General features: G+C 69.0%; 25 protein-coding genes. 15 read left to right on the forward strand and 10 right to left on the reverse strand.

Annotated elements, in window-relative coordinates:
* Positions 1-77: 77 nt before the first annotated feature.
* Genes ACFYTS_RS15535 through ACFYTS_RS15545 form a run of 3 tightly spaced genes read right to left on the reverse strand, consistent with a single transcriptional unit; the run spans position 78 to position 2,323 of the window.
* Positions 78-845 carry a glycerophosphodiester phosphodiesterase gene (locus ACFYTS_RS15535; RefSeq protein ID WP_387304684.1) on the reverse strand — a complete coding sequence of 256 codons (768 nt, stop codon included), beginning with the start codon at positions 843-845 and terminating at the stop codon, positions 78-80.
* Entirely contained in the window at positions 842-1,933 is a 1,092-nt protein-coding gene (locus tag ACFYTS_RS15540; RefSeq protein ID WP_387304686.1) for a DUF4328 domain-containing protein, read from the reverse strand. Before ACFYTS_RS15540 ends, ACFYTS_RS15535 begins: the two co-directional genes overlap by 4 nt.
* A gap of 18 nt (positions 1,934-1,951) precedes the next feature.
* Positions 1,952-2,323, reverse strand: a complete 372-nt coding sequence (locus ACFYTS_RS15545; protein WP_387304689.1) for a rhodanese-like domain-containing protein — start codon at positions 2,321-2,323, stop codon at positions 1,952-1,954.
* Positions 2,324-2,632: 309 nt separating this feature from the next.
* Here ACFYTS_RS15545 and ACFYTS_RS15550 point away from each other — a divergent pair, with 309 nt between their 5' ends.
* A complete protein-coding gene (locus ACFYTS_RS15550; RefSeq protein ID WP_357275035.1) occupies positions 2,633-3,244 on the forward strand; it encodes a hypothetical protein in 612 nt (203 codons plus the stop codon).
* Here ACFYTS_RS15550 and msrA read toward each other — a convergent pair.
* Positions 3,241-3,906 carry a peptide-methionine (S)-S-oxide reductase MsrA gene (msrA, locus tag ACFYTS_RS15555; protein WP_357275033.1) on the reverse strand — a complete coding sequence of 222 codons (666 nt, stop codon included), beginning with the start codon at positions 3,904-3,906 and terminating at the stop codon, positions 3,241-3,243. The two genes, ACFYTS_RS15550 and msrA, sit on opposite strands and share 4 nt — an antisense overlap.
* A gap of 150 nt (positions 3,907-4,056) precedes the next feature.
* Here msrA and ACFYTS_RS15560 point away from each other — a divergent pair, with 150 nt between their 5' ends.
* The 3 genes from ACFYTS_RS15560 to ACFYTS_RS15570 all read left to right on the forward strand — a co-directional run bounded on the left by ACFYTS_RS15560 (position 4,057) and on the right by ACFYTS_RS15570 (position 6,415).
* Positions 4,057-4,680 carry a superoxide dismutase gene (locus ACFYTS_RS15560; protein WP_357275029.1) on the forward strand — a complete coding sequence of 208 codons (624 nt, stop codon included), beginning with the start codon at positions 4,057-4,059 and terminating at the stop codon, positions 4,678-4,680.
* A gap of 178 nt (positions 4,681-4,858) precedes the next feature.
* On the forward strand, positions 4,859-5,380 hold the full coding sequence (locus ACFYTS_RS15565) for a peptidase (RefSeq protein WP_357088368.1): 522 nt from the start codon (positions 4,859-4,861) through the stop codon (positions 5,378-5,380).
* A gap of 291 nt (positions 5,381-5,671) precedes the next feature.
* A complete protein-coding gene (locus ACFYTS_RS15570) occupies positions 5,672-6,415 on the forward strand; it encodes a TMEM165/GDT1 family protein (protein WP_357275027.1) in 744 nt (247 codons plus the stop codon).
* On the opposite strand, the gene ACFYTS_RS15575 is transcribed toward ACFYTS_RS15570, so the two are convergent.
* Together ACFYTS_RS15575 and ACFYTS_RS15580 are read right to left on the reverse strand one after the other, a co-directional pair.
* Positions 6,356-7,000 (reverse strand): TetR/AcrR family transcriptional regulator, encoded by a 645-nt coding sequence (locus ACFYTS_RS15575; RefSeq protein WP_357275024.1) that lies wholly within the window; start codon positions 6,998-7,000, stop codon positions 6,356-6,358. The two genes, ACFYTS_RS15570 and ACFYTS_RS15575, sit on opposite strands and share 60 nt — an antisense overlap.
* 28 nt (positions 7,001-7,028) lie before the next feature.
* On the reverse strand, positions 7,029-7,937 hold the full coding sequence (locus ACFYTS_RS15580; RefSeq protein WP_387304694.1) for an SDR family NAD(P)-dependent oxidoreductase: 909 nt from the start codon (positions 7,935-7,937) through the stop codon (positions 7,029-7,031).
* A 244-nt stretch (positions 7,938-8,181) separates the two neighbouring features.
* On the opposite strand from ACFYTS_RS15580, the gene ACFYTS_RS15585 reads away from it, so the two are divergent.
* Positions 8,182-8,949 (forward strand): SDR family NAD(P)-dependent oxidoreductase, encoded by a 768-nt coding sequence (locus tag ACFYTS_RS15585; RefSeq protein ID WP_357275020.1) that lies wholly within the window; start codon positions 8,182-8,184, stop codon positions 8,947-8,949.
* Between the two features lie 207 nt (positions 8,950-9,156).
* Here the strand turns inward: ACFYTS_RS15585 and ACFYTS_RS15590 are convergent, their stop codons facing one another.
* The 3 genes from ACFYTS_RS15590 to ACFYTS_RS15600 all read right to left on the reverse strand — a co-directional run bounded on the left by ACFYTS_RS15590 (position 9,157) and on the right by ACFYTS_RS15600 (position 13,276).
* Complete coding sequence (locus tag ACFYTS_RS15590; protein WP_033085228.1) at positions 9,157-9,357, reverse strand: cold-shock protein; 201 nt, start codon at positions 9,355-9,357, stop codon at positions 9,157-9,159.
* 317 nt (positions 9,358-9,674) lie between these two features.
* On the reverse strand, positions 9,675-11,630 hold the full coding sequence (htpG, locus tag ACFYTS_RS15595) for a molecular chaperone HtpG (RefSeq protein ID WP_387304699.1): 1,956 nt from the start codon (positions 11,628-11,630) through the stop codon (positions 9,675-9,677).
* On the reverse strand, positions 11,627-13,276 hold the full coding sequence (locus ACFYTS_RS15600) for a TM0106 family RecB-like putative nuclease (protein WP_387304701.1): 1,650 nt from the start codon (positions 13,274-13,276) through the stop codon (positions 11,627-11,629). The genes htpG and ACFYTS_RS15600 overlap by 4 nt, the downstream gene beginning before the upstream one ends.
* A 176-nt stretch (positions 13,277-13,452) precedes the next feature.
* On the opposite strand from ACFYTS_RS15600, the gene ACFYTS_RS15605 reads away from it, so the two are divergent.
* The 8 genes from ACFYTS_RS15605 (at position 13,453) to ACFYTS_RS15640 (ending at position 18,343) form a co-directional block, all read left to right on the forward strand.
* A complete protein-coding gene (locus ACFYTS_RS15605) occupies positions 13,453-14,091 on the forward strand; it encodes a DUF6474 family protein (RefSeq protein WP_357275013.1) in 639 nt (212 codons plus the stop codon).
* 7 nt (positions 14,092-14,098) lie between these two features.
* Positions 14,099-14,599, forward strand: a complete 501-nt coding sequence (locus tag ACFYTS_RS15610; protein WP_387304705.1) for a hypothetical protein — start codon at positions 14,099-14,101, stop codon at positions 14,597-14,599.
* A 49-nt stretch (positions 14,600-14,648) separates the two neighbouring features.
* Complete coding sequence (locus tag ACFYTS_RS15615) at positions 14,649-15,302, forward strand: YcnI family protein (RefSeq protein ID WP_357275009.1); 654 nt, start codon at positions 14,649-14,651, stop codon at positions 15,300-15,302.
* Positions 15,299-15,829, forward strand: a complete 531-nt coding sequence (locus ACFYTS_RS15620; protein WP_357275006.1) for a copper resistance CopC family protein — start codon at positions 15,299-15,301, stop codon at positions 15,827-15,829. Before ACFYTS_RS15615 ends, ACFYTS_RS15620 begins: the two co-directional genes overlap by 4 nt.
* The gene (locus ACFYTS_RS15625; protein ID WP_387304708.1) at positions 15,826-16,794 is read left to right on the forward strand and encodes a copper resistance D family protein; all 969 of its coding nucleotides are present in this window, start codon (positions 15,826-15,828) and stop codon (positions 16,792-16,794) included. Before ACFYTS_RS15620 ends, ACFYTS_RS15625 begins: the two co-directional genes overlap by 4 nt.
* 58 nt (positions 16,795-16,852) lie before the next feature.
* Positions 16,853-17,335, forward strand: a complete 483-nt coding sequence (locus tag ACFYTS_RS15630; RefSeq protein ID WP_357275004.1) for an SRPBCC family protein — start codon at positions 16,853-16,855, stop codon at positions 17,333-17,335.
* A gap of 76 nt (positions 17,336-17,411) precedes the next feature.
* On the forward strand, positions 17,412-17,792 hold the full coding sequence (locus tag ACFYTS_RS15635) for a DUF5313 family protein (protein WP_357275002.1): 381 nt from the start codon (positions 17,412-17,414) through the stop codon (positions 17,790-17,792).
* Positions 17,793-17,887: 95 nt separating this feature from the next.
* Positions 17,888-18,343 (forward strand): DUF1707 and DUF4190 domain-containing protein, encoded by a 456-nt coding sequence (locus ACFYTS_RS15640; protein WP_387304712.1) that lies wholly within the window; start codon positions 17,888-17,890, stop codon positions 18,341-18,343.
* On the opposite strand, the gene ACFYTS_RS15645 is transcribed toward ACFYTS_RS15640, so the two are convergent.
* Positions 18,336-20,540 carry a serine/threonine-protein kinase gene (locus ACFYTS_RS15645; RefSeq protein WP_387304715.1) on the reverse strand — a complete coding sequence of 735 codons (2,205 nt, stop codon included), beginning with the start codon at positions 20,538-20,540 and terminating at the stop codon, positions 18,336-18,338. The two genes, ACFYTS_RS15640 and ACFYTS_RS15645, sit on opposite strands and share 8 nt — an antisense overlap.
* Before the next feature lie 175 nt (positions 20,541-20,715).
* On the opposite strand from ACFYTS_RS15645, the gene ACFYTS_RS15650 reads away from it, so the two are divergent.
* The gene (locus ACFYTS_RS15650; protein ID WP_357274996.1) at positions 20,716-21,222 is read left to right on the forward strand and encodes a nitroreductase/quinone reductase family protein; all 507 of its coding nucleotides are present in this window, start codon (positions 20,716-20,718) and stop codon (positions 21,220-21,222) included.
* Between the two features lie 5 nt (positions 21,223-21,227).
* Complete coding sequence (rraA, locus tag ACFYTS_RS15655; RefSeq protein WP_357274994.1) at positions 21,228-21,719, forward strand: ribonuclease E activity regulator RraA; 492 nt, start codon at positions 21,228-21,230, stop codon at positions 21,717-21,719.
* Positions 21,720-21,776 lie beyond the last annotated feature (57 nt).

Genomic DNA, 21,776 nt, shown 5'->3' on the forward strand with positions numbered 1-21,776 from the left:
GGCGGAGGTCTATCAAGCCGCAGTCCAGAATCGGGACGGCCGCGAACCTTGGGTAATGCGCCTTGCAAGGGCGAGGGTTATGCGGTGGTGAGCACGGCCTTGGTGCGGGCGGGGTGGTTGGTGGCCACCCAGTCCACGCCGAGGTCGGCGCAGAGCTGGATGTCCTCGGGGTCGTCGCAGGTCCAGACGTAGGTGGCGCGGCCCGCGGCGGCGGCCTTGTCGACCAGATCCGGGTGCTCGCGCAGGGTGCGGACCGACGGGCCGATGGCGGTCGCGCCGACCGTGTGCGCCGCGCCGCCGGACAGATACAGCGAGGACTCGCCCAGCAGCACCGTCGGCAACAGCGGGGCCGCGCGGCGGATGCGCCAGACCGCGGTCGCGGCGAACGACATGACCACGGCGCGTGAGTGATCCGCGGAGGCGGGCGCGCCGATGCCGTAGTGGTTCAGCTCGTTCAGCAGGGTGGTCTCGACCAGCGCGCCGTACCGGACCGGGTGCTTGGTCTCGATGAACAGCTTGGTGGGACGGCTCTTCCAGTCCAGCACCAGCTCGATGAGCTCGCGCAGGGTGAGCACGCCCTCCGGTTCCGCGGCGGTGCCGAAGTTCAGGGCCTTCAGCTCCGCGAGCGTCATCTCGCTGACCGCGCCGATCCCGGTCGAGGTGCGGTCCACCGTGCGGTCGTGCACGCAGACCAGGTGTCCGTCACGGGTCAGGCGGATATCGCATTCGACGCCGTCGGCGCCCTCCTGCAGGGCGAGATCGTAGGCGGCGAGGGTGTGTTCGGGTCGCGCCGCGGACGCCCCCCGGTGCGCCACCACGAACGGCGCGCGACTGGCCCGGCTCACTTCGCCACTACCTCCTGTTGCTCCGCGTCCGGAGCTGCCTGCGCAGCGTCCCCGGCGGCGGCCTCATCCCCGACCACAGCATCATCCCCGACCGGGGCGGCGGGCGCGCGCCGCACGGGCTCGATCACCGGGCGCGCCGGGCCGGTCGCGATCAGCCAGCGGCGCGGCGTCTTCGGACGACCCTGCAGGTCCAGGCCCGCGAACGCGCGCACCAGGCCCAGCGAGGCCACCGCGACACCGGCCGCGGCCAGATCCGTCCACATCGCCACCAGCACGCCGTCGGCCTGCACCTGCAGCGAATCCGCCAATCGGTAGCCCAGCGCCACCAGCACCAGCACCGCGTTCGACAGCCAAGCGGCCCACCAGATCCGGACCGCGCGCAGCAGCCGCGGATCACCGTCGCCGGTGCGCTGGGCCGCCTCGGTCAGGAAGATGCCCGGCCAGATCAGGTTCGCGACCGGCACCACACAGCCGAGCACCAGCGACAGCAGCGACCGCGAATCCGACTCGCCCACATTCGTGTACGCGGCGCGGCGGGTCTCGGCGAGCCAGCCGACCAGCGCCACCGCCGACAGCAGGGCCAGCGCCAGCGCCAGGATCGCCGACACGGTCACGGCCGCATCGGAGATCCACAGCAGCCAGGGCTGGATGAGGCGGGTGCGATTGCGCAACAGGATCCCGTAGCGACCCAATTCGGCCAGGGCCGCCATCACGAAGACGGCCGCGGTCGTGATGAGCAACCGGTCCAACCGGTCGGTCCAGGCGGCCAGCGGGCGGTGCGGCTCGGGAGCTTCGGCCGCGGGCCGGTCGTGTAATCCCCAGCGCGGAATCTGCTGATAGCGCGGCGTCTCCGTCGAACCCGAGCGCCGGACGGGCTGGGCAGCAGGTGATCTGCGGCCCGGCGGGCGGGCCACCCAGCGGTAGTTGCGGCGGTCGGCGGGCGCGTCCACCGGGGCCGGTGACAGCAGCACGCCGTGGCAGCGCGGGCACCAGTGCAGCGGCTTGCCCTGGACCGCCCAGCGGGCGCCGCAGCGGGCGCACGGCTGTACGACGGCGGATCGCGATCGGCCCACCTGTCCCCCGTTCATCGCTCCACCTCTCCGCGCCTAGTAGATCTTCGCCTCGGGACCGTCGCCGGTGAGCGGACGGCCGGTCTGCTGCCAGGCCACCATGCCACCGGAGACATTGATCGCCTCGTAACCGATCTGGTTCAGGAACTCCACCACCGCGATGGACCGGCCGCCCTGCCGGCAGATCACGTAGATCTCGGCGTCGATGTCCAGGTCGTCGAGCCGGGCGGGGACGTCGGTCATGGGGATGTGGATGGCGCCGGGCGCGCGGCCGAGCTGCCACTCGTCGTCCTCGCGGACGTCGAGGAGCTGGGCCGGGGCGGGCGCGGCGGAGCCCCATCCGTCCGCGGCGTCGAATTCCGCGGGCACCTCATCGATAGGCACCGAGGGCACGTGGGGGTTCGTCACGGTTTCGATCCTGCCACGCGCGCGCGGGAGCTGTGGAGTTCCGTACCTGCACAGGGTTGGTTTCGGGAGTTATCCACATAATCCACAACCTGATCCACAGGTTGATAGACGACTGATTCGTCCGGGTCGGCCGATCCGGAAGTCCCCTCCCCGTTCCGGAGCGGCCGACCCGAAGGCCTGTCTCAGAAGGCCTCATCCAGTCTGACGCCGCAGGTCGGCCCGCGGTTCCATTCGCACCGGAAAACACGACATAACTAGATAAAGCCGGAAATCCTCGGTCCAGCCGGGCAAGATCGGTAGCCTGGCGCTATGACTGTGAGCAGGGGGCTACTCGGCGGCCTGGATATCAAAGGACTGAACCTCGCGCTGTCGGAGGCGACCTGCCTCGGCATCGACGTCGATCCGGCGGCGGCCACGCTGAGGCTGGAATTGGACGTCTTGACCCTCCCCGCGGACGGCCCGCCACCGGCCGACTGCGACATCTACCTCAACCTCCTCGGCGTCAGCCGGATCGCCGCCTCCCTGCGCCGCCAGCGCTGGGACGACCTCGAGCCGGTTGTGCTCCCGCTCACCGTCGACGGCCTGCACGACGCCGTGAACAGCTTCGGCGGCGGCGCGCTGCACGGGTGGGACTTCCTCGACCTCAGCGACAGCTCCTGGAGCCAGTGGCGCAAGCTGCTCAGCTTCGACACGGTGCTGCGTGACGAACCCGGCGCCCACCTGATGGAGTTCTGCCAGGAAGAGGGCGTCGACCCGCGCGAACTCGACATCCGCGTGTGGTTCGACGCCGCCGAGGTCACCGACAAGCAGGGCAACCCGATCCCGTTGCCGGAGTTCATCGCCGGTGGCGTGCGCTGGTGGCAGGCCCACGACGCGGGCGACCCGCGCACCCAGCGGCCGGACGTGGTCCCGGCGCTCTAGGCGGCGGTCACCCCGGTCGCGTGATCGGGGCAGTACCCGCCGGGGTTCTTCGCCAGATACTGCTGGTGATAGCCCTCGGCGTAGAAGAACGCGGAAAGGTCCGGGAGCGGAGCGATCTCGGTGGTGATCTCCCCGAACCCGGCCGCCGACAAGCGTTCCTGATAGTCGGCCCGCGACGCCGCGGCCGTCCGCGCCTGCTCGTCGTCGAAGGTGAAGACGGCCGAACGGTATTGGGTGCCACGATCATTGCCCTGCCGCATGGTCTGGGTCGGATCGTGGTGCTCCCAGAACCGCCGCAGGATCGCGGCGTAGTCGATCACCTGCGGATCGAAGACCACCAGCACCGATTCGGTGTGACCGGTACGGCCCGAACAGGTTTCCTCGTAGGTCGGGTTCGGGGTGAAGCCGCCCGCGTAGCCCACGGCCGTGCAGTACACGCCCTCCAATCCCCAGAACCCCTGCTCAGCGCCCCAGAAACAACCCATGGCCAGCACCGCGAGTTGCGTGCCCGCCGGGAAAGGGGGTTTGAAGGAATGCCCGCTGACACAGTGCTTGCCGGGCACGACCAGCGGTTCGGCACGCCCGGGCAGGGCTTGCCCGGGAGTCACCATGGTCGGCTCCGGCAGTCGCAAGCGACCGACGAACTCGTCGTACCACGACATGACTCCAGGCTACGGGACGTGTGGGAGATATATCTGGGCCGGAATGCGGGGGCACGCAGCCCGGTTGCGAACGAGCGGGTGTACGAATGATGGTTGGGTGCGCCTCGGATCATGCCGAGGGCACGCGGCCCCGACACGGAAAGGGACATCGTGGCTGTTTACACGTTGCCAGAACTCGATTACGACTACAGCGCCCTGGAGCCCTTCATCTCCGGGCAGATCAACGAGATCCACCACACCAAGCACCACGCCGCCTACGTCGCGGGCGTCAACGCTGCCCTCGAGAAGCTGGAAGAGGCGCGGGCCAAGGACGACCACGCCGCCATCTTCCTCAACGAGAAGAACCTCGCGTTCCACCTCGGTGGCCACGTGAACCACACCATCTGGTGGAAGAGCCTGTCCAAGGACGGCGGCGACAAGCCGGTCGGCGACCTGGCCTCGGCCATCGACGAGGAGTTCGGCTCCTTCGACAAGTTCGTCGCGCAGTTCTCCGCCGCGGCCAACGGCCTGCAGGGCTCCGGCTGGGCCTGGCTGGGCTACGACACCCTGGGCAACAAGCTGCTCACCTTCCAGCTCACCGACCAGCAGGGCAACGTGCCGCTCGGCATCATCCCGCTGCTCGGTCTGGACATGTGGGAGCACGCCTTCTACCTGCAGTACAAGAACGTCAAGGCCGACTACGTGAAGGCGTTCTGGAACGTCGTCAACTGGGCGGAGATCCAGGACCGCTACTCCAAGGCGGTTTCCCAGGGCAAGGGCCTGATCTTCGGCTGACGCCCCTCTTGCTTGCGGAGGCCCGCGAACCGGTCGGTTCGCGGGCCTTTCGGCATTTCAGGGGGCCGGGTGCTAGCACTCTTTGGTACTTGTGTGCCAGTTAGCTTCGGGTACAACCTGGTGTTCCCACTGGCAACACCGGGCACAGCCGCCCCCTGGGAAGTTCGGGAGGCACATCATGAGTGGTCAGATCGGCGTCATGCCCTTCCAGGCCCATGGTTCGCTGCAAGGATTCGTGATCTCCGGACGCTGGCCCGACTCCACCAAGGAATGGGCGCAACTGCTGGTCCTGGCCGTGCGGGTGGCCGGGCTCCCGGGCCTGCTGCCCACATCGACGGTCTTCGGGGCGCGCGAAGAGCTGCCGGACGACCCGGATCCCGCCATGGTGGGGCTGGTGATCGCGGAAGGGCCCGTCCTCGGGGACGAAGCGTTGCAGCCCGGCAGGTTTGCCGGACATGTGCCACCGGCCTTGATCATGTTGCATCCGCCGCGCGAAACGCGACCCTCGCTGCCCGAGTGCTCCGGCGCGGCCTCGGGCTGCCTGCTGCTGCCGGGCCTGCCGCATCTGGGGCTGGAACACCGCGCCGCCTGGGTCGAAACCGATTCCGATGGCGCGGTGACCTCGATGGTTTCGCGGGTCGGGGTGGATCCGATCAGTGATCCCGACACCGCGGTTCTGGCTATGCTGCTGGCCGCGTAAGGGAACCCGAAACCTTCCGGCAGCATCGCCAAACTTATTGTGCGCATTGCGATTTGGACGACAGTGGTTTGCATGTGCCCGGTTTGCCGGAGTAAAGTTGCGCCCGAGCGAAGGGGAGTAGCCCCCAATCACGTCGTCGACATACTGATCCCCCGGGATCCGGCGCGTGAACCGGAATCTTCCGGTGGGCGAGACCTTCGGCCGACAAGAACCAAACCGATTTACCGGTGCGGTGTCGGCTGAAGCGCCCCCGCATTCAGCCGACAGGCCGGAGACCTGGGAGCTGACTTCATGATCGCCACGATATTGCTGAGTTTCGGCGTGCTGTTCCTCGCCGAACTGGGCGATAAATCTCAACTCATGGCGCTGACCTTCGCGCTGCGCTACCACTGGTGGACCGTGCTGTCCGGCATCACCGTCGCCAGCGTGCTGGTGAATCTGATCGCGGTCGGCGTCGGCCACTTCCTCGGTGCGGCCCTGCCGACCGGCGTCATCTCGCTGTTCGCCGCCGCCACCCTGATCGGCGTCGGTCTCTGGACCCTGCGCGAGACCCTGACGAGCTCCTCGGACGCCTCCGATGACGAGGTCGCGCCGCAGGTCAGGTCCCGGTCCGCGTTCCTGGTCGTGCTGTCGGCCTTCCTGCTCGCCGAACTCGGCGACCGCACCATGTTCGCCACCATGGCACTGGCCACCAACAACAACTGGGTCGCCGTGTGGATCGGCTCGGTCGCGGGCATGGTGGCCGCGGGCGCGCTGGCCATCGCGATCGGCGTGACCGTCGGCAAGCACATCCCGGAGCGGATCATCGCGGTCTGCTCGGGCCTGTTGTTCCTGTACTTCGGTGCGCTCACCCTGCTCGAGGCCTTCGCGCACGGACTGGGCACCCCGCTGGCCGCGCTGCTGTCGCTGGCGCTGCCCGCCCTCGCCGGCGGCGTGCTGCCGGCGCTGCGCCGCCGCGCCGGGACCCCGGCCGGTTCAGTCGCCGAGCACGTTGTCGCCGAACAGATCCCCGCTGCGCCGCACGAGGTCCAGTAGCGGCGCGCGCAATTCGCGCAGCCCGTCCGGGTCGCCGACCGCGATACGCGCGGTGACCATCGAGCTCAGCGCCGCGACCAGGGTCTGACAGGCGAAACGCTGCGACTCGGTCTCGGCGCCCAGCACGTCGGCGACCATGGCCGCGAAGGTTTCCTGCAGGTGGGTGCGGCGCGCGATGGCGTCCGGGCCCGCTGCATACACCTCGACGAGGAAAACCCGGGCGTAAGCCGGTTGCGCGGCCAGCGCCTCCAGGTACGCGCCGAGCAGCCGTTCCATCCGCTCGGTGCGGGTCTCCCCGTCGAACTCGGCGCCGGTGGCCGCCAGGATGCCGGTCAGCATGAGTTCCGTGGCCCGCTCGTAGGCGGCCTCGAAACAGTCCTCCTTGGAACGGAATTGCTCGTAGAAGGTTTCACGGGAAACCCCCGCGCGCTTGATGACCGCGGCCACCGGCGTTCCGACATAACCGTTCTCGGCCATCGCCTCGGCCATGGCGGCCAGGATGCGGTCGCGCTGGGCGGCCACCACATGCTCCCGGGACAGGCCGTGCCGGCCGCGGGGAAGTTGGCGGGTTGCCGATTCGGTCATACGCGGGACTCCAGGTGGCCTCGGTCGTTCAGGCGAGCTTTCTCATTCTGCGGGGCCGGGCCGGTTGCTCGGTCGTGAACCCCGTTGGTTCCGTATCGGCGATGGCCAGTCCACTCGCTACACCCCGGCGCAGCGAGAAGTCGATCAGGTGCTGGGTGAGCGGACGGCACCACAGCGCCATGCTCACCCAATACGGCGAGACGATGTGGCGGGACCGGCGGGCCAGCGCCCGCTCACAGGCGTCGATGGCCGGGCCCAGCGGAGCCACGCCGGAGACGGTGGACCGGCCCAGAATGCTGCGGGCGGCCTCGGTGCCGAAGCCGCGGCTGGTCATCTCGGTGTCGAGTTCGGCGAAATAGGCCATGCCCACTTTGGCCCCGGTGTGCCGCAATTCGATGCGCAGGGTGTCGCCGAGCGCCTCGACCGCGGCCTTGGAGGCGCTGTACGCCCCCGCCAGGGGTAGATGGATGGCGGCGGCCAGCGAGGAGACGATCAGGATGTACCCGCCCGGGTGCGCGATGTGCGGTCCGGCCGCGCGCATCGTGTAGTAGACGCCCAGCACATTGACGGCGAGGGTCTCCTCGAGCACGGTCAGGTCGCCGCCGAGCAGGGACAGTTGCCGGGCGATGCCCGCGTTGCACACCACCGCGTCCAGGCCGCCCAGTTCGGCGGTCAGCGAGTTCACCACCCGTTCCACCTGGGCCGGGTCGCCGATGTCGCAGTATCGCCAGGGCGCGTCGCCGCATTCGCTCGCGACCTGGGCCAGCAGCGTCTCCTCGATGCCGAGCAGTGCGACGTGCGCCCCGTGCGCGTGCAACTGACGGGCGAGAGCGGCCCCGATGCCGCGGGCCGCGCCCGTGATCAGGATGCGTTTACCGGCCACGCGCGGGATCCGGCGGCGGAAACCACGGCGATGACCGACCGTGCTGGCGTTCATATATGCGAAGCTACCACTTAGACGAACACTCATGTTCGTAAAGCTGAGGGTTCGCGGCCCGTCTCGATTCTGGACTGACGGAGCGGGGGAGCGAAGCGGAGCAGCGAAGGAGGGAAGAATCGAGACTTCGGGGGCCGCGACCGCCTCTCTCCACCCCGCGGCTTGCCCGGAGCGGGGCGTAGGGCAAATTAGATATTGACGGATGGCCAGCGAGAGGGCCGTCCCTTGTCGAGAGGACCAAACCGTGGAGATTTCGGGCTCCGCCGCCATTGTCACCGGAGGTGCGTCCGGTCTGGGTGCGGCCACCGCCAAGCGTTTCGCCGATGCGGGCGCGACCGTGTTCGGCCTGGATCTGGCTCAGTCCATCGAGCGTGCGGGTGACAGCGTGCCGGCCGGCGTCACCCTCATCCCGACCGACGTCACCAGCGGTGACGAGGTGGCCGCCGCGGTCGCCAAGGTCGTGGAATCCGGTGTGCCGCTGCGCATTGTCGTCAACTGCGCCGGTGTGGGCTGGGCGGGACGCATCCTGTCCAAGAACGGCCCGCACGACCTCGAGCTGTTCCGCACGGTCATCACCGTGAACCTGCTCGGCTCCTTCAACGTCATGCGCCTGGCCGCCGACGCCATCGCCAAGACCGAGCCGGTCGACGAGTACGGCTCGCGCGGCGTCATCATCAACACCGCCTCGGTCGCGGCCTTCGAGGGCCAGATCGGGCAGATCGCCTACTCCGCCTCCAAGGGCGGCGTCGCCGGCATGACCATCCCCGCCGCGCGTGACCTCGCGCAGTTCGGCATCCGCGTGAACACCATCGCGCCCGGCATCATCGACACCCCGATGCTCGCCGGTGTCACCGAGGAGTACCGCAAGGGCCTCGAGTCCGGCGTTCCGTTCCCGTCCCGCCTGGGCCGCCCGGACGAGTACGCGCAGCTCGCGCAGTACATCACCGAGCACGACTACCTGAACGGCGAGACCATCCGCATGGACGGCGCCCTGCGCATGGCCCCGCGCTGATTGTGCGAAAGACCAAGGCCCCGCACTGAATTCAGTGCGGGGCCTTGAATCTTGTTATCGAGTCCGCGAGAACTGATCTCGGAAGGTTCCGGGTAACTCCGGGGGTACCCCCAAAATCGGCTCGGCACCCAACCGCCAGCCCGCATGCAGTGCGGCCCACGGCTTTCAGCCGGGCGCTACAGTCTCGGGGAGGCGGGAGAGCCTGCCTTAGTGCGGGCGAACAGCGGCCGCCTGGGGGCCCTTCTTGCCCTCGGTGATCTCGAACGAGACCGCCTGGCCCTCCTCGAGCTGACGGTAGCCGTTGCCCTCGATCTCCGAGTAGTGGACGAAAACGTCGGGGCCGTCCTCGCGGGCGATGAAGCCGTAGCCCTTCTCCGCGTTGAACCACTTGACGGTGCCCTGAACCATTACCTTCTCCTGACGAGGTGTTTCTTTTAATGCGTGGGCGCCGCGGCTGCGGCACCCGGGTCGATCAGAAGGCGGCTTGCAACTTGACTGGCAAGGTGAAGCAACGCCCGCACACTGTTCCGCGCGAGCATGTTGAAACACGAACACGAAAAACTTACGACCAAGACATACAACGTACGCCCTCGCCACTAGTTCCCGAAATTCGCCGAGACATGTGCACCGTCACACCGGGGACCGGCTGAGCATGACCGATTCCCGCTCGCTATGGATCGGGAACGTGCCGGCGACGCCGGCACGACCCGATCCGACGCGCCAGGTCAGAGCGTGCGGGTGAGGCGATCGGCGAGGATCCGGGCGAAGTGCGCCGGGTCCTTCAGCTCCCCGCCCTCGGCGAGAACCGCCGTGCCGTAGAGCAATTCGGCCGTCTCGGTGAGGGCGAGCGGCTTGTCCTCGTCGCCGGACACCTTCGCGTACGCGTCGCGCAGACCCGTCACCAGAGCGTGGTCCGGGTTCAGTTCCAGGATGCGCTTGCTGTGCGGCAGCTCCTGGCCGGAGGCGCGGTACATGCGTTCCAGCATCGGAGTGAAATCGAACACATCGCCGACGATGCAGGCCGGGGAGGTGGTGAGCCGGTTGGTCAGGCGCACCTCCTTGACGTCCGCGTCCAGGGTCTGCTGGAGCCAGCCGAGCACGCCGGAGAAGTCCTTCTCCTGCTGTTCGCGCAGCTGCTCGGAGGCCTTCTTCTCGTCCTCGGTCTCCAGGTCGACCTCGCCCTTGGCGATGGAGACGATCGGCTTGCCCTCGAACTCGGTGACCGAGCCGACCCACATCTCGTCGACCGGGTCGGTCAGCACCAGCACCTCGAGGCCCTTGGCCCGCAGCGCCTCCATGTGCGGCGAGTTCTCGATCTGCTGCCGGGTCTCGCCGGTCATGTAGTAGATCGCCGACTGGGTCTCGGGCATGCGCTCGACGTACCCGGCCAGTGTGGTCAGCTCGCTGTCGGAGTGCGTGGACGCGAACGACGAGACGCCCAGGATGGTCTCGCGATTGTCGGCGTCGGAGAGCAGACCCTCCTTGAGCACCCGGCCGAACTCGCGCCAGAACTCCTGGTACTTGGCCTGGTCCTCGGCGTTCTTCAGATCCTTGACCGTGGACAGCACCTTCTTCACCAGGCGCTTGCGGATCATCTGGATCTGGCGGTCCTGCTGCAGGATCTCGCGGGACACATTGAGCGACAGGTCCTGCGCGTCGACCACGCCCTTGACGAAGCGCAGATACTCCGGCATCAGCTCTTCGCAGTTGTCCATGATGAACACCCGGCGTACGTAGAGCTGCACGCCGCGTTTGTGCTCGCGGGTGAACAGGTCGAACGGCGCGTGCGAGGGAATGAACAGCAGCGCTTGGTATTCGAAGGTGCCCTCGGCCTTCATCGGGATGATCTCGAGCGGATCGTCCCAGGCGTGGGCGACGTGCTTGTAGAACTCCGTGTACTCCTCGTCGGTGACCTCGCTGCGCGGGCGGGTCCACAACGCCTTCTGGGAGTTCAGGGTCTGGGTCTCGACGATGGTCTTCTCGACCTTGTCCTCGCCCTCGCCCTCCATAACGGTGCGCTCGACGTCCATCCGGACCGGCCAGGCGATGAAATCCGAGTACTTCTTGACGATTTCGCGGAGCTTCCACTCCTGCGTGTAGTCGAAGAGGTGATCGTCCTCGTCGGCCGCCATCAGGTGCAGCGACACCGAGGTGCCCTGCGGGGCGGTGTCGAGTTCCTCGATCGTGTAGGTGGGGCTGCCGGCCTCCGATTCCCAACGGGTACCGGTGGTTTCGCCCGCCTTGCGGGTGGTCAGGGTGACCTTGTCGGCCACCATGAAGGTCGAGTAGAAGCCGATGCCGAACTGGCCGATCAGCTCCTCGGCCTGCTGGTCGCCGGCCTTGGCCTCCAGCAGCTGCTGGCGTAGCGCGGCGGTGCCCGACTTGGCGAGGGTGCCGATCAGGTCCACCACCTCGGCTCGGGACATTCCGATGCCGTTGTCGCGCACGGTGAGCACGCGGTTGTCGCGGTCGACCTCGAGCTCGATGTGCAGATCCGAGGTGTCGGCGTGCAGGTCCTTGTCGCGGAAGGTCTCCAGGCGCAGCTTGTCCAGCGCGTCGGAGGCATTGGAGACCAACTCCCGCAGGAAGGTGTCCTTGTTCGAATACACCGAGTGGATCATCAGCTCCAGCAGCTGATGGGTCTCGGCCTGAAACTCCAGGTGTTCGACGTGTTCGGTCACGACGCGATATTACGACGGTCGAAGTCGGCGATGGCGGGAACCTCGGCGTCCGCGCGGTCTGTCATCCAGTCCCGCAGCACCTGGGTCGCGCGGCAGTCGTCCTCGTTGTACTCGAAGATGCGGGTGCGCTGCGACAGGTCCGGTTCGCCGCCGTCGTAGGCGACGGCCAGGCGGTACCAGGCCATCGACGCCTCGCCGCCGGCCTCCGCGTCACGCCAGTGGAAGCCCGCGACCGGCGCGATCTTCTTGAGACCCTTGCCGTTCGGGCAGATGAACTGCTCCGACACCGCCTGGAACATGTCCACCCACTGCGGCCCGTCCACGAACCGCTGCACCTCCCGCTCGGTGGGGATGCCGGGGCGGCCCGCGAACCGGCGCGCCGACTCGTAGAGCCACTTGTCCTCGGCGGTGCGCGAATAGCAGTAGGCGGCAAAGGATTTACCGTCGGCGGCGGCTTGCGCGCGCACGCCCATCAGCCAGGTCCAGAACTCCGCGAAGGAGCGGCCCTCGTCCTCGGTGGGCAGCGGATCCCAGGTGACGAACGGGCGGTACACGCCGTCGAGCAGGGTGCCCCACAGGTAGGCGCCGTGCTCCTGGAAGCTCTCCAGGTCCACGTCCACCTCGACGTCGGCGCGGGTCACCCGCACCCGGTCCACCCGGCGGACCAGCGGCGCGCCCGTCGCCCAGGCGCGGGCGGTGACCACGGCCTCGGTGAACGGCTCGTACTGCCAGTCGTCCGGATCGTCGCCGCTCCAGGCGGCCAGCTCGTCGATGGTCTCGACGCCGTGGCGGCGCAGCACCTCCGCACGCGAACCCGGGGCCACCAGGCTCACGTCGCGATGCTCGACCAGCCACTGCTCACAGCTGCGGCCGCCCTCCTCGGGGGCCCGGCTCCACCACGGGCACTGGCGGCATTCGGGGACTTTCGAAGGGACGGTGGGGAGTTCGCCGCGCACCACCGCGATGCGGTCGGCGTAGCGGATGTCGTAGTCGTCCAGCAGCAGGGCCAGGTCGTGCACCAGGATGCGGTCGAAGTGGTAGCCGATGGCGCCGCCGGTCAGCGCCGGGCTGGCCAGGCCGTGCCGCTGCAGCATGCGGTACAGGTGCGCGAGGCGCTGGAGGTCGCGCGGCTGCGGCCGGGTGCGGACGTGCCTGTCCTCCTGGGGATTCCACTCGTACAGGCCGCTGGTCAACGGGTGGTGATCGGCCGGGTCGGGCTGACGGGGGTCGGTCACCTTGTGGTTCACCACGATGACCGGGCGGTATCCGCCGCGATCGCTGTCACGCCACAGGATTTCGCAGCCGCCGCGACGGCCGGTGTCGGCCTCCTGCGGCAGCAGCCCGCCCCAGATGCGGTCGGCGCCCGCGGCCATGGCGGCCATGGTGGCGGCCGCCCGCACGGTCGCGGGCTGCTTGGGATCGATCACCGTCCAGCTCTCGGGCGCCGCGGCGACCAGGGTGTCACGCACCTGAGATCTGTGCGCGGCCGCCGCTTCTCGTCGCTGCTGCACGCCGGCGTCCTCGGCGACTCCGGTCAACACGCCCGGATGGGTGGCGTCCAGGAAAAGCCGGTGCCGGCACCCGATCAGCGCGCGCGCGTCCACGAACGCCGCCCGCTCGCCATGGTCACCGATGCCCGAATACACGCCAGTCAGTATGGCCTCATCCCCCGACAGGGTCGGCGGGCCGCCCTGTTTCCGCCAGGCGCTCGCTGCGGCGGGAACCCACCCGTTAGGGTGATTCGACACTGCGTTTCATGGGCGGACAGGCATTTCCCCCGGCCCTGTACTGCCATGGCGAACCAGCATGACGGAGGCCATCAATGGGGTTGTTCACCAAGCGCAAGAAGCGGGTCAGCCGCCGAGCCGAGGCGAAAGCCCTCAAGCACAAGGCCGGCATGGAGGCCAAGCTCGGGGCGCGCAACGAGCGCAAGCGCAACCGTGCCGAGGCGCGCACGCAGAAGCAGGTCGCCAAGGCCGAGATCGCGAAGCTGCAGGCCGAGGAGAAGGCCGCCGAGAAGGTGGCCGCCCGTGCCGAGCGGGACCCGTTCAGCGCGGCCTCGATCCGCAAGTACCTGGGCGTGGCCCGGATCCTGGTGCCGGTGCTGGCGCCGCTCGCCTACCGCGGCGCCACCTTCGTGCGCGGGCAGCTCGACACCCGCCGCGCGCAGCAGCTCGGCGTCGGCCTGGACCAGCTCGGCGAGTTCGCCGGGCCGGGCGCCAAGCTGCAGGCCCGGATCGCGGGCGTGGAGTCGACGCTGGCCGAGATCGAGGCCAAGCACACCGACACCGAGACCAAGAAGTTCGTGGCCGCCACCCGCGACCGGCTGGACAGCCTGTCCGCGGCGGTCCGCACCGCCGCCCAGATGCCGGTGCCGCGGCGCCGCGCGGTGCACGCCTCGATCTCCAACGAGCTCTCCGGCATCGAAGCCGACGTGCTCAACCGGCTCGGCGTGCGCTGAGTCACCCATGAGCTCGGTGCGCGGCGGATCGGCCGGGGTGGCCATGGCCGCCCTGGCGGTCGGCGCGCACGGGTTCGCGGGCGGCGGCTACCCCGGCACCTCCGGGCTGATGCTGCTGATGCTGGCGGCGGCCGCGCTCGGCGCGATCGCCGCCGTGCTGCGCCCGCCCGCCGCGCTGCCGCTGCTCATGCTGGCGGGCCAGCCCGTCTGCCACATCGCGCTGAGCGGCCTGGTGCAGCACGGGCACGCCGCACGGGCAATGGAATTCACCGCGCACGGGCCGATGGTGTTCGCGCACGCGGCCGCGGGCCTGGTCTGCGCGTTCGGGATCCTGGTCGCCGAGCGGCTCTACGAACTGATCTCCCGGGCCGTCCGGGTGGCGCTCACCCGCCCCGCCGGGCCGCCGACGCGTGTCGCGCGGCCGCGCCCGGCGCACCACTCCCCCACGTCGAAAACCCTTCTCGCACTGGGCGCGGCCGGACCGCGCGCGCCCCCGGTCACGGTGTAACCCCGCTCCCCAACTTCCCGTAACCATTGTCAGAGAAGGCAATACACTCATGAACACCTCTCTTTCGCGTGCCCTGATCACGTCGGCCGCCGCCGCGGGGCTGCTGCTGTCCGGCGCGGGCATCGCCGCCGCGCACGTGGTGGTCGACGCTCCCGGCGCTACCCAGAAGGGCTACACGGTCGCGACCTTCCGGGTGCCGACCGAGTCCGATACCGCTTCCACCACCAAGGTTTCGGTGACGCTGCCGAATCTGAAGAGTGCGCGCACCGAGCCGATCGCCGGCTGGACGTCCAAGGTCGAGAAGAACGCGCAGGGCCAGGCCGTGTCCGTCACCTGGACCGCGGACCCCGGCAATCCGGGTGTGGCGCCGGGCCAGTTCCAGCGCTTCGCGGTCTCCCTCGGGCCGCTGCCCGAGCAGGCGAAGGTCAGCTTCAACGCGAGCCAGACCTACAGCGACGGCAAGGTCGTGGACTGGAACCAGCCGGCGAACGCCGACGGCAGCGAGCCCGAGCACCCGGCCCCCACCCTCACGCTCGCCAAGAGCACCGGCCACGACGACGACGCACCCGCCGCGGCCGACGCGGACAAGGGTGACAAGGTCACCGACGACACCGCCCGCTGGCTCGGCGGCGTCGGGCTCGCGCTCGGCGCGCTGGGCGCGGCGCTCGGCCTGGGCAGCGTCATCCGGGGACGGCGGTCATGAGCCGCAAGGTCGCCGGTCTGATCACCGGCCTGCTGGTCGCCCTGTTCGCGCTGCTCGGCGGTGGTGTGGCGGGCGCGCATTCGGCCGTGGTGGGTTCCACCCCGGAGAACGGCGCGCAGATCGACACCTCCCCCGCGACGGTCAGCGTCACCTTCAACGAGAGCCTGCAGCCCGCCTACCCGTCCATGACGGTCACCGGGCCGGACGGCAATCTGTGGTCCAAGGGGCAGCCGAAGGTGGACGGCGCGACGCTCAGCGTCGAGGTCGGCGAGCTGGGTCCGGTGGGCGAGTACAAGATCGCCTACCGGGTCACCTCCGCCGACGGGCACCCGGTCAGCGGCACCCGGTCGTTCACGCTCACCAAGGCGGGCAACGGAACTCCGGGCCCGAAGTCCGACGCGGGCGCCAAGTCGGGCGGCTCCGACGGTGGCGTGCCGCTGTGGATCTTCATCGTGTGCGCGGTGGCGCTGTTCGGCGGCGGCCTGGCCTTCGCCCTGTTCGGCGGACGGGGCAAGCGACGCTCGTGAACCGGCCCGGCCGCATCGATCGTCGCCGGGAGCGCGGGACGACCGGCGGTGGCAGCTCACCGAGATGGCTACTGCTGCTGGTCATTCCGGCCGCCCTGGCCGGGACCGGGCTGGCCTGGGCACTGGCCGCCGAGGATCCGGTGCAGGCCGAGGCCCCGGTGCGGGTGCTCGCGGACTGCGCGGGGGCGACCGTGCTGGGGCTGGCGGCGCTGCCGCGGCTCTCGGACCGGTTGACCCCGCACTGGCGGGCGCTCACCGTGGCCGCCGCCGTCTGGGCGGCCATGGAATTCGCCATGCTGGTGCTGGAAGCCGCGGAGGTGCAAGGGATTCGGGCACGGCGGCTGAGCGGGACCCAGTTCGGCGACTATCTCGCGCACGTGAGCGGCGGGCAGATCGGGGTCGCGCTGCTCATCGGGACCGGCGTGGTGGCGGCCTACAGCGCCTTCGGTTTCCGGCGGCCGGATCGGGCCACTCCCGATCTGGTGCTGGTCTTCACCGCTGTGACGCTGGCGCTGCGGCCGATCACCGGGCACATGTCGCAGCAGACGTTCGGGTCGGTGCTGGCGGCGGTGCACGCGCTGGCCGCCGCGGCCTGGTTCGGGCTGCTGCTGGCGCTGGCGCTGACCGTGCGCACCCGCGGCGAATGGGCGGCGCTGCTGCCGAAGTACTCGACGTGGGCGCTGCCGCTGGTGGTCACGGTGGCCGTCACCGGAGTGGTGAACGGACTGGTGCGGATCGGCGGCGTGAGTCCCCTGGTGACCAGCGGGTACGGGCGGATCCTGCTGGCGAAGACGTTGCTGGTGGTGGTGCTGATCGGGCTGGGCTGGTGGTGGCGGCGCGGCTGGGTGCCGAAGGCCGCCGATCACCGGATGACGGCGGAGCAGTCGCTGCGGCGCGCGATTGTGGAAGTGCTGGTGATGGCGCTAGTCTTCGGGTTGGCCGCGACGCTGGCAGTGACCGCGTGATAGATGGCATGCATCACAACCCCTGCGACGAAAACTAGAACACGTTACAGTTGCGCCCATGACAGAAGTCAAGATCGTCGCGGATTGCGCCGCCTCGGCCGAATCCGCCTTCGCCTATGTCAACGATTACCGGCACCTGCCGAAATTCATCAATGAGATCAGCGCCTTCACGCCGTTGACCGAACAGATCGAGGGCGTGGACGCCACCTTCGACGGCACCATTCAACTCGGGCCGATCGCGCTGCACTCCACCATCAAGATCGTCCGGCACGAGCCCGGCTACGCCATCGCGGTGAAATCCATCAAGGGCTTCGAAATCGAATCCACCTTCCTGTTCCACGACAAGGGCGCCGAATCCTGCACCATCGACGCCATCGTCGACTACCGGGTCCCCGGCGGCCTGGCGGGCAAGATTCTCGGCAAGACCATCGAGCCCTTCGTGAAGCTCGCGGTGAAGAGTTCCACCGGCAATCTGGTCAGCCAGGTCTCGGCCTTCCACGCCGAGCGCACCGAGGCCGAGCCGGACCGCACCAACGCCTGATCCAGTCCACGGGTCGTCAGAGCCGCCGACCCCCCCGCGGTTGTCCGCCGCGCGCCCGCTGAGGGATCCTGGGCGCATGCCCGAACGCACCACCCCCAGCCCGCTGCAGCGCCTCGGCTACATCTGCGGCCGGCCCCTCCCGCCGTCCATGCGGGACTGGGTGCTGCGCGACCTCACCGGCCCCGGCGCCACCCGCCGCTACCTGCTGCGCATTCTGATCCCGATCATCCCGGTGCTGTGCCTGTTCCTGCTCATCCCCGGCCCGCTGTGGATGGGCCTGGCCATGATGGCCCTGCTGTACCTGCCGCTCATCTACTTCACCGCGGCCCTCACCTACGTCTTCCGCCGCAACCGGCTCATCAAGAACGGCCTGGACCCCGCCCTGGCCGACGCCGACCGCCGCGCCCGCGAGGCCGCCGACCGCAACGCCTACGAGCAGCGCCACGGCCGCGCCTGACCCTGTGTCCCCGGTCTCGATTCGAACCCCCCGACGGCCGCGAGGAATACGCTCGAAGGCAGTGATAATCGGCTTCGGGTTCGATGGAGAACCAGATGGAACCTCAATGGGCGGCACCGCAATTCCTGGCGAGTGATGCCGATCGGGAACACGCGATCGAGGCGCTGAAACAGAGTTTTCAGGCCGGTCGGATCACGGTCGAGGAATTGTCCGAACGCATCGGGCACGCGCTCAATGCGCGGACCTGCGGGGAAATCGACCGGGTGATGAGCGGATTACCGTGGCAGCCGGTCACGCCGATCCGGTATCCCGCGTATTACGCGCCCTATACGCCGCCGCCGCCCGCGCGGTCGAGGGGGATGGGGATCGCCGCGTTCGTGCTCGGGGTGTTCGGGTTCCTGTGCGGATTCACCGCGGTTCCGGCGGTGGTGCTGGGCCTGGTCGCGCTCACCGTCGAACCCGAACACCGCGACGACCGCGGGTTCGCGATCGCGGGGCTCGCGGTGGGCGCGATGTGGATGCTGATCTTCGGATGGATCTACTTCAGCTGACCGCTCGCTCGAAGGCCAGCAGGTCGGCCTCGGTCTGGCGGAACAGCCAGTAGTCGCCGAGGAAGCCGAACACGCCCGCCACGCACAGGCCGTAGATCGGGACCAGCACCAGCGCCACCTCCCCGGCGTCGAGGAACATCAGGCTGGCGATCACCCCGACCAGCGGAATCGCCACGGCCACCGCCAGATAGCGGGTGCAGCGGCGGCCCAGCGCGCGCAGCGCGTCCCGATCCTCGGCCGTCTCGCCGTGGGTGAGCAGCCGCGGATAGAAGCAGCGCACGATGAAGAAGGTCACCACGAAGAACGGGTAGGCGACCGCGATCGCACCCGAAACCAGCAGCGTCGCCACCAGATTCGCGATCCGGCCCGGTGACAGGTCGGTGAGGACGGCCAGCGACACCGCCGACACCACGGCCGCCAGCACCCACCACGCGAAGGCCAGCAACGCCACCCGGTCACCGTTCTTCAACGTGTCCCGTCGGGCCAGCGACAGGGCCGCGGAATCGTAGGTGCGGCCCCGGCGCAGACCACGCCACACGATGAAGGCCCGGCGGCACAGATAATTGGTGACCGCGATGGCCGCGGGCGTCGAGATCAATACCAGCGCGTTGCCGACCACCTGCAACCGCGCCCGCTCCTCGGGCGTGAACCAGAGCGCCCACAGCGGATGGTTGTGCAGATTCGCGTACGCCATGCCGAGCGCGTCGCCGACCAGGCTGGCCACCGTGATCAATGCCAGCAGCGACCACGGCCCCACCCGGGCCCGCCAGCTGTGCTCGGGCGGATCCACCAGATCGCGGGCCCGCTCGTCCAGGCACAGCTCCAGCTGCTGGGCCAGGGCCGCGCCGTCCGCCCAGCGGTTCTCGCGGTCGGGGGCCAGACATTTCAGCAGCACACGGCGCAGGGTCGCCGGGCAGTCGGGCGGCAGCGCCTCGAGGTGGACCGGATCGACCTCGTGGCGGCGCAGCCGCAGCATCCGCTCGAGCGAGGACTCCGAATCACCCGCGCCGGTCTCGTCGTCGAAGGGACGGTGGCCGGTGAGCAGTTCCCACAGCACCACCCCGAGGGCGTAGACATCGCTGCGCCCGTCGAGCGCCTCGGCCGTCTCCGGCAGGTGCGGATGGCAGGCGGCCAGCTGTTCCGGCGACATGTAGGCGAGGGAACCGCCGAAGTAGGCCAGCGGACTCGCGCCCGCCACGTGCGTGCTGAAACTGATGTTGAAGTCCGCCAGCTTCGGACTGCCGTCCGCGGTGAGCAGCACGTTGGCGGGCTTGATGTCCCGGTGCAGGACGCCGTTGGCGGACGAGTAGTCCAGCGCACGGGCCAGCCGGGCGCCCAGCCACGCAACGGTTTCCGGCCAGGTCCGCGCCGCGTGCTCGGTGCGCGTGGCGGATTCGCCCGGCACCAGGCCGCCCTTGTCGCGCATGGCGGCGTTGACGGCCTCCAGCAGGATGCCGCCGTTCCGTTCGGCTGGTTCCCGGGAACGCACCAGCCCCAGCACCTTCGACAGCGTGCCGCCCGGAAGGTATTGCATGTAGAGCAGTTTCAGTTCCCGGTCGGCGAGCAGCCGCTGGTCGAAGACGCGCACGATGTGCTCGTGGTCGAGCTGGGCCAGGGTCTCGGACTCGGTGCCGTGGTTCTGCGAGATCTTCACCGCCACCAGGCGTTGCATGGATCGCTGCCGGGCCAGGAACACCCGGGCGAAGGCGCCCGCGCCCAACTCCACCAGCAGATCGAAATCGTCGATCCGGTCGCCGACCTCGATGCCCTCCAGCGCGTGCTGAGCCTGCGGGCGGGCGATCAGGGTGCTGCGGTAGTCGTGCTCGGCCCACTCGGTGGGGGCGGCCTCGGTCGGGTAGCAGCTGATGTCGAGGGCGATCCCGGAGCGCTCGAGCGCGTGGAACTCCTCGTAGGCCAGGTCCGGGGGCAGCGGGCCGGAACGCAATTCGTCGAACTCGCCGCGGTATTCGGCGAGGCGTTTGGGGAAGTCGTAGCGGATCCAGCGGTATTCGAGGTCCACCTTGATCAGTTCGATCAGCGCGACGCGGCGTAGTTGTGGTGCGCGCGGCAGGAATTCGACCAGGTTCGGCGGGGCGCCGGTGGCCTCCCAGGCGGCCTGGAACCCGGCGATGGTCGACGCCAGCAGAGAACGGATCTCGTCGACGCCATCGGAGTCGATCGCCGGTTCCACGTTCATGCCTCCCCCGACCTGGATTCACCGGGTGTCGCCAGTATGCGCCCGAGAATCCGACTGAGCGGTTGATTCATTCCTGTAGATAGATCGCGGAGCGGGCGCGGAGCGCATCACCACGGTCCCGAGGCGGCCGACCGGAGCCCCCGCACGGCCGGTCGCGGACCATTATTGTCGCGGTATGAGTGAGCAGTTCCCGGAACGGATCTGGGGTTCCCGTACCAACCTGCTGTCCCGGCTGGCCAGCCCGTTCGCCGCCACCAAGCTCGGATCACTGGTCATCCGCAAGCTGACCCCGCTCGATCGCAGGGTGCTCGAACGCAGCGGCGGCAAATACACCGTCCTGGGCCCGATCGGCGCGCCGGTCATCCTGCTCACCACCGTCGGCCGCAAGTCCGGCGCACCCCGCACCACCCCGCTGCTCTACGTGCACGACGGCGACACCCTGTACGTGATCGGCTCCAACTTCGGCCAGGACCACCACCCCGCCTGGACCGCGAACCTGCTCGCCAACCCGGCCGCCGAGGTCGCGATCGCCGGGCAGCATCTGCCCGTCACCGCCGCCCTGGTCACCGACGAGGACCGTCGGCGGGTGATCTTCGAACGCTTCGAGGAGACCACCGAGGCGTACACCGCCTACCGCAATCGCACCGCCCGTGACTTGCGGATATTCGCCCTGACAAGATAGTTCTCGTGACCGAATCAACGAACGTAGTGGCAACCGCCGACCTAGCCGACGAGATCGGCCCCGAGATCCGAAGCTGCGACACCCAGTTCATTCAGTTCGGTGGCCGCGAGACCTTCGCCGGCCGCATCGTGACCATCAAGACCTTCCAGGACAACCTGCTGGTCAAGCAGACCCTGGGCGAACCCGGCGAGGGCCGGGTGCTGGTCGTCGACGGCGGCGGCAGCATTCACACCGCCCTGGTCGGCGACATCATCGCGGGCCGCGGCGTGGACAACGGCTGGGCCGGCGTCGTCATCAACGGCGCGGTCCGGGACTCCGCCGTGCTGCGCACCATGCCCATCGGCATCAAGGCCCTCGGCACCAACCCGCGCAAGAGCACCCAGAAGGAGGGCAACGCGGAGAAGGACGTCACCGTCGAATTCGGCGGCGTCAGCTTCGTCCCCGGCGACATGCTCTACAGCGACCATGACGGCGTCGTGGTTCGCAGCGAAGACTAGGCCGACTCTCGGGAAGCTCTCAGCGGCTGAAGCCCGGAACCCCCGACAATGGGGACC

Origin of the sequence: Nocardia sp. NPDC004151, assembly GCF_042874235.1 — a bacterium.
In the GTDB taxonomy this organism is placed as follows: Bacteria; Actinomycetota; Actinomycetes; order Mycobacteriales; family Mycobacteriaceae; genus Nocardia.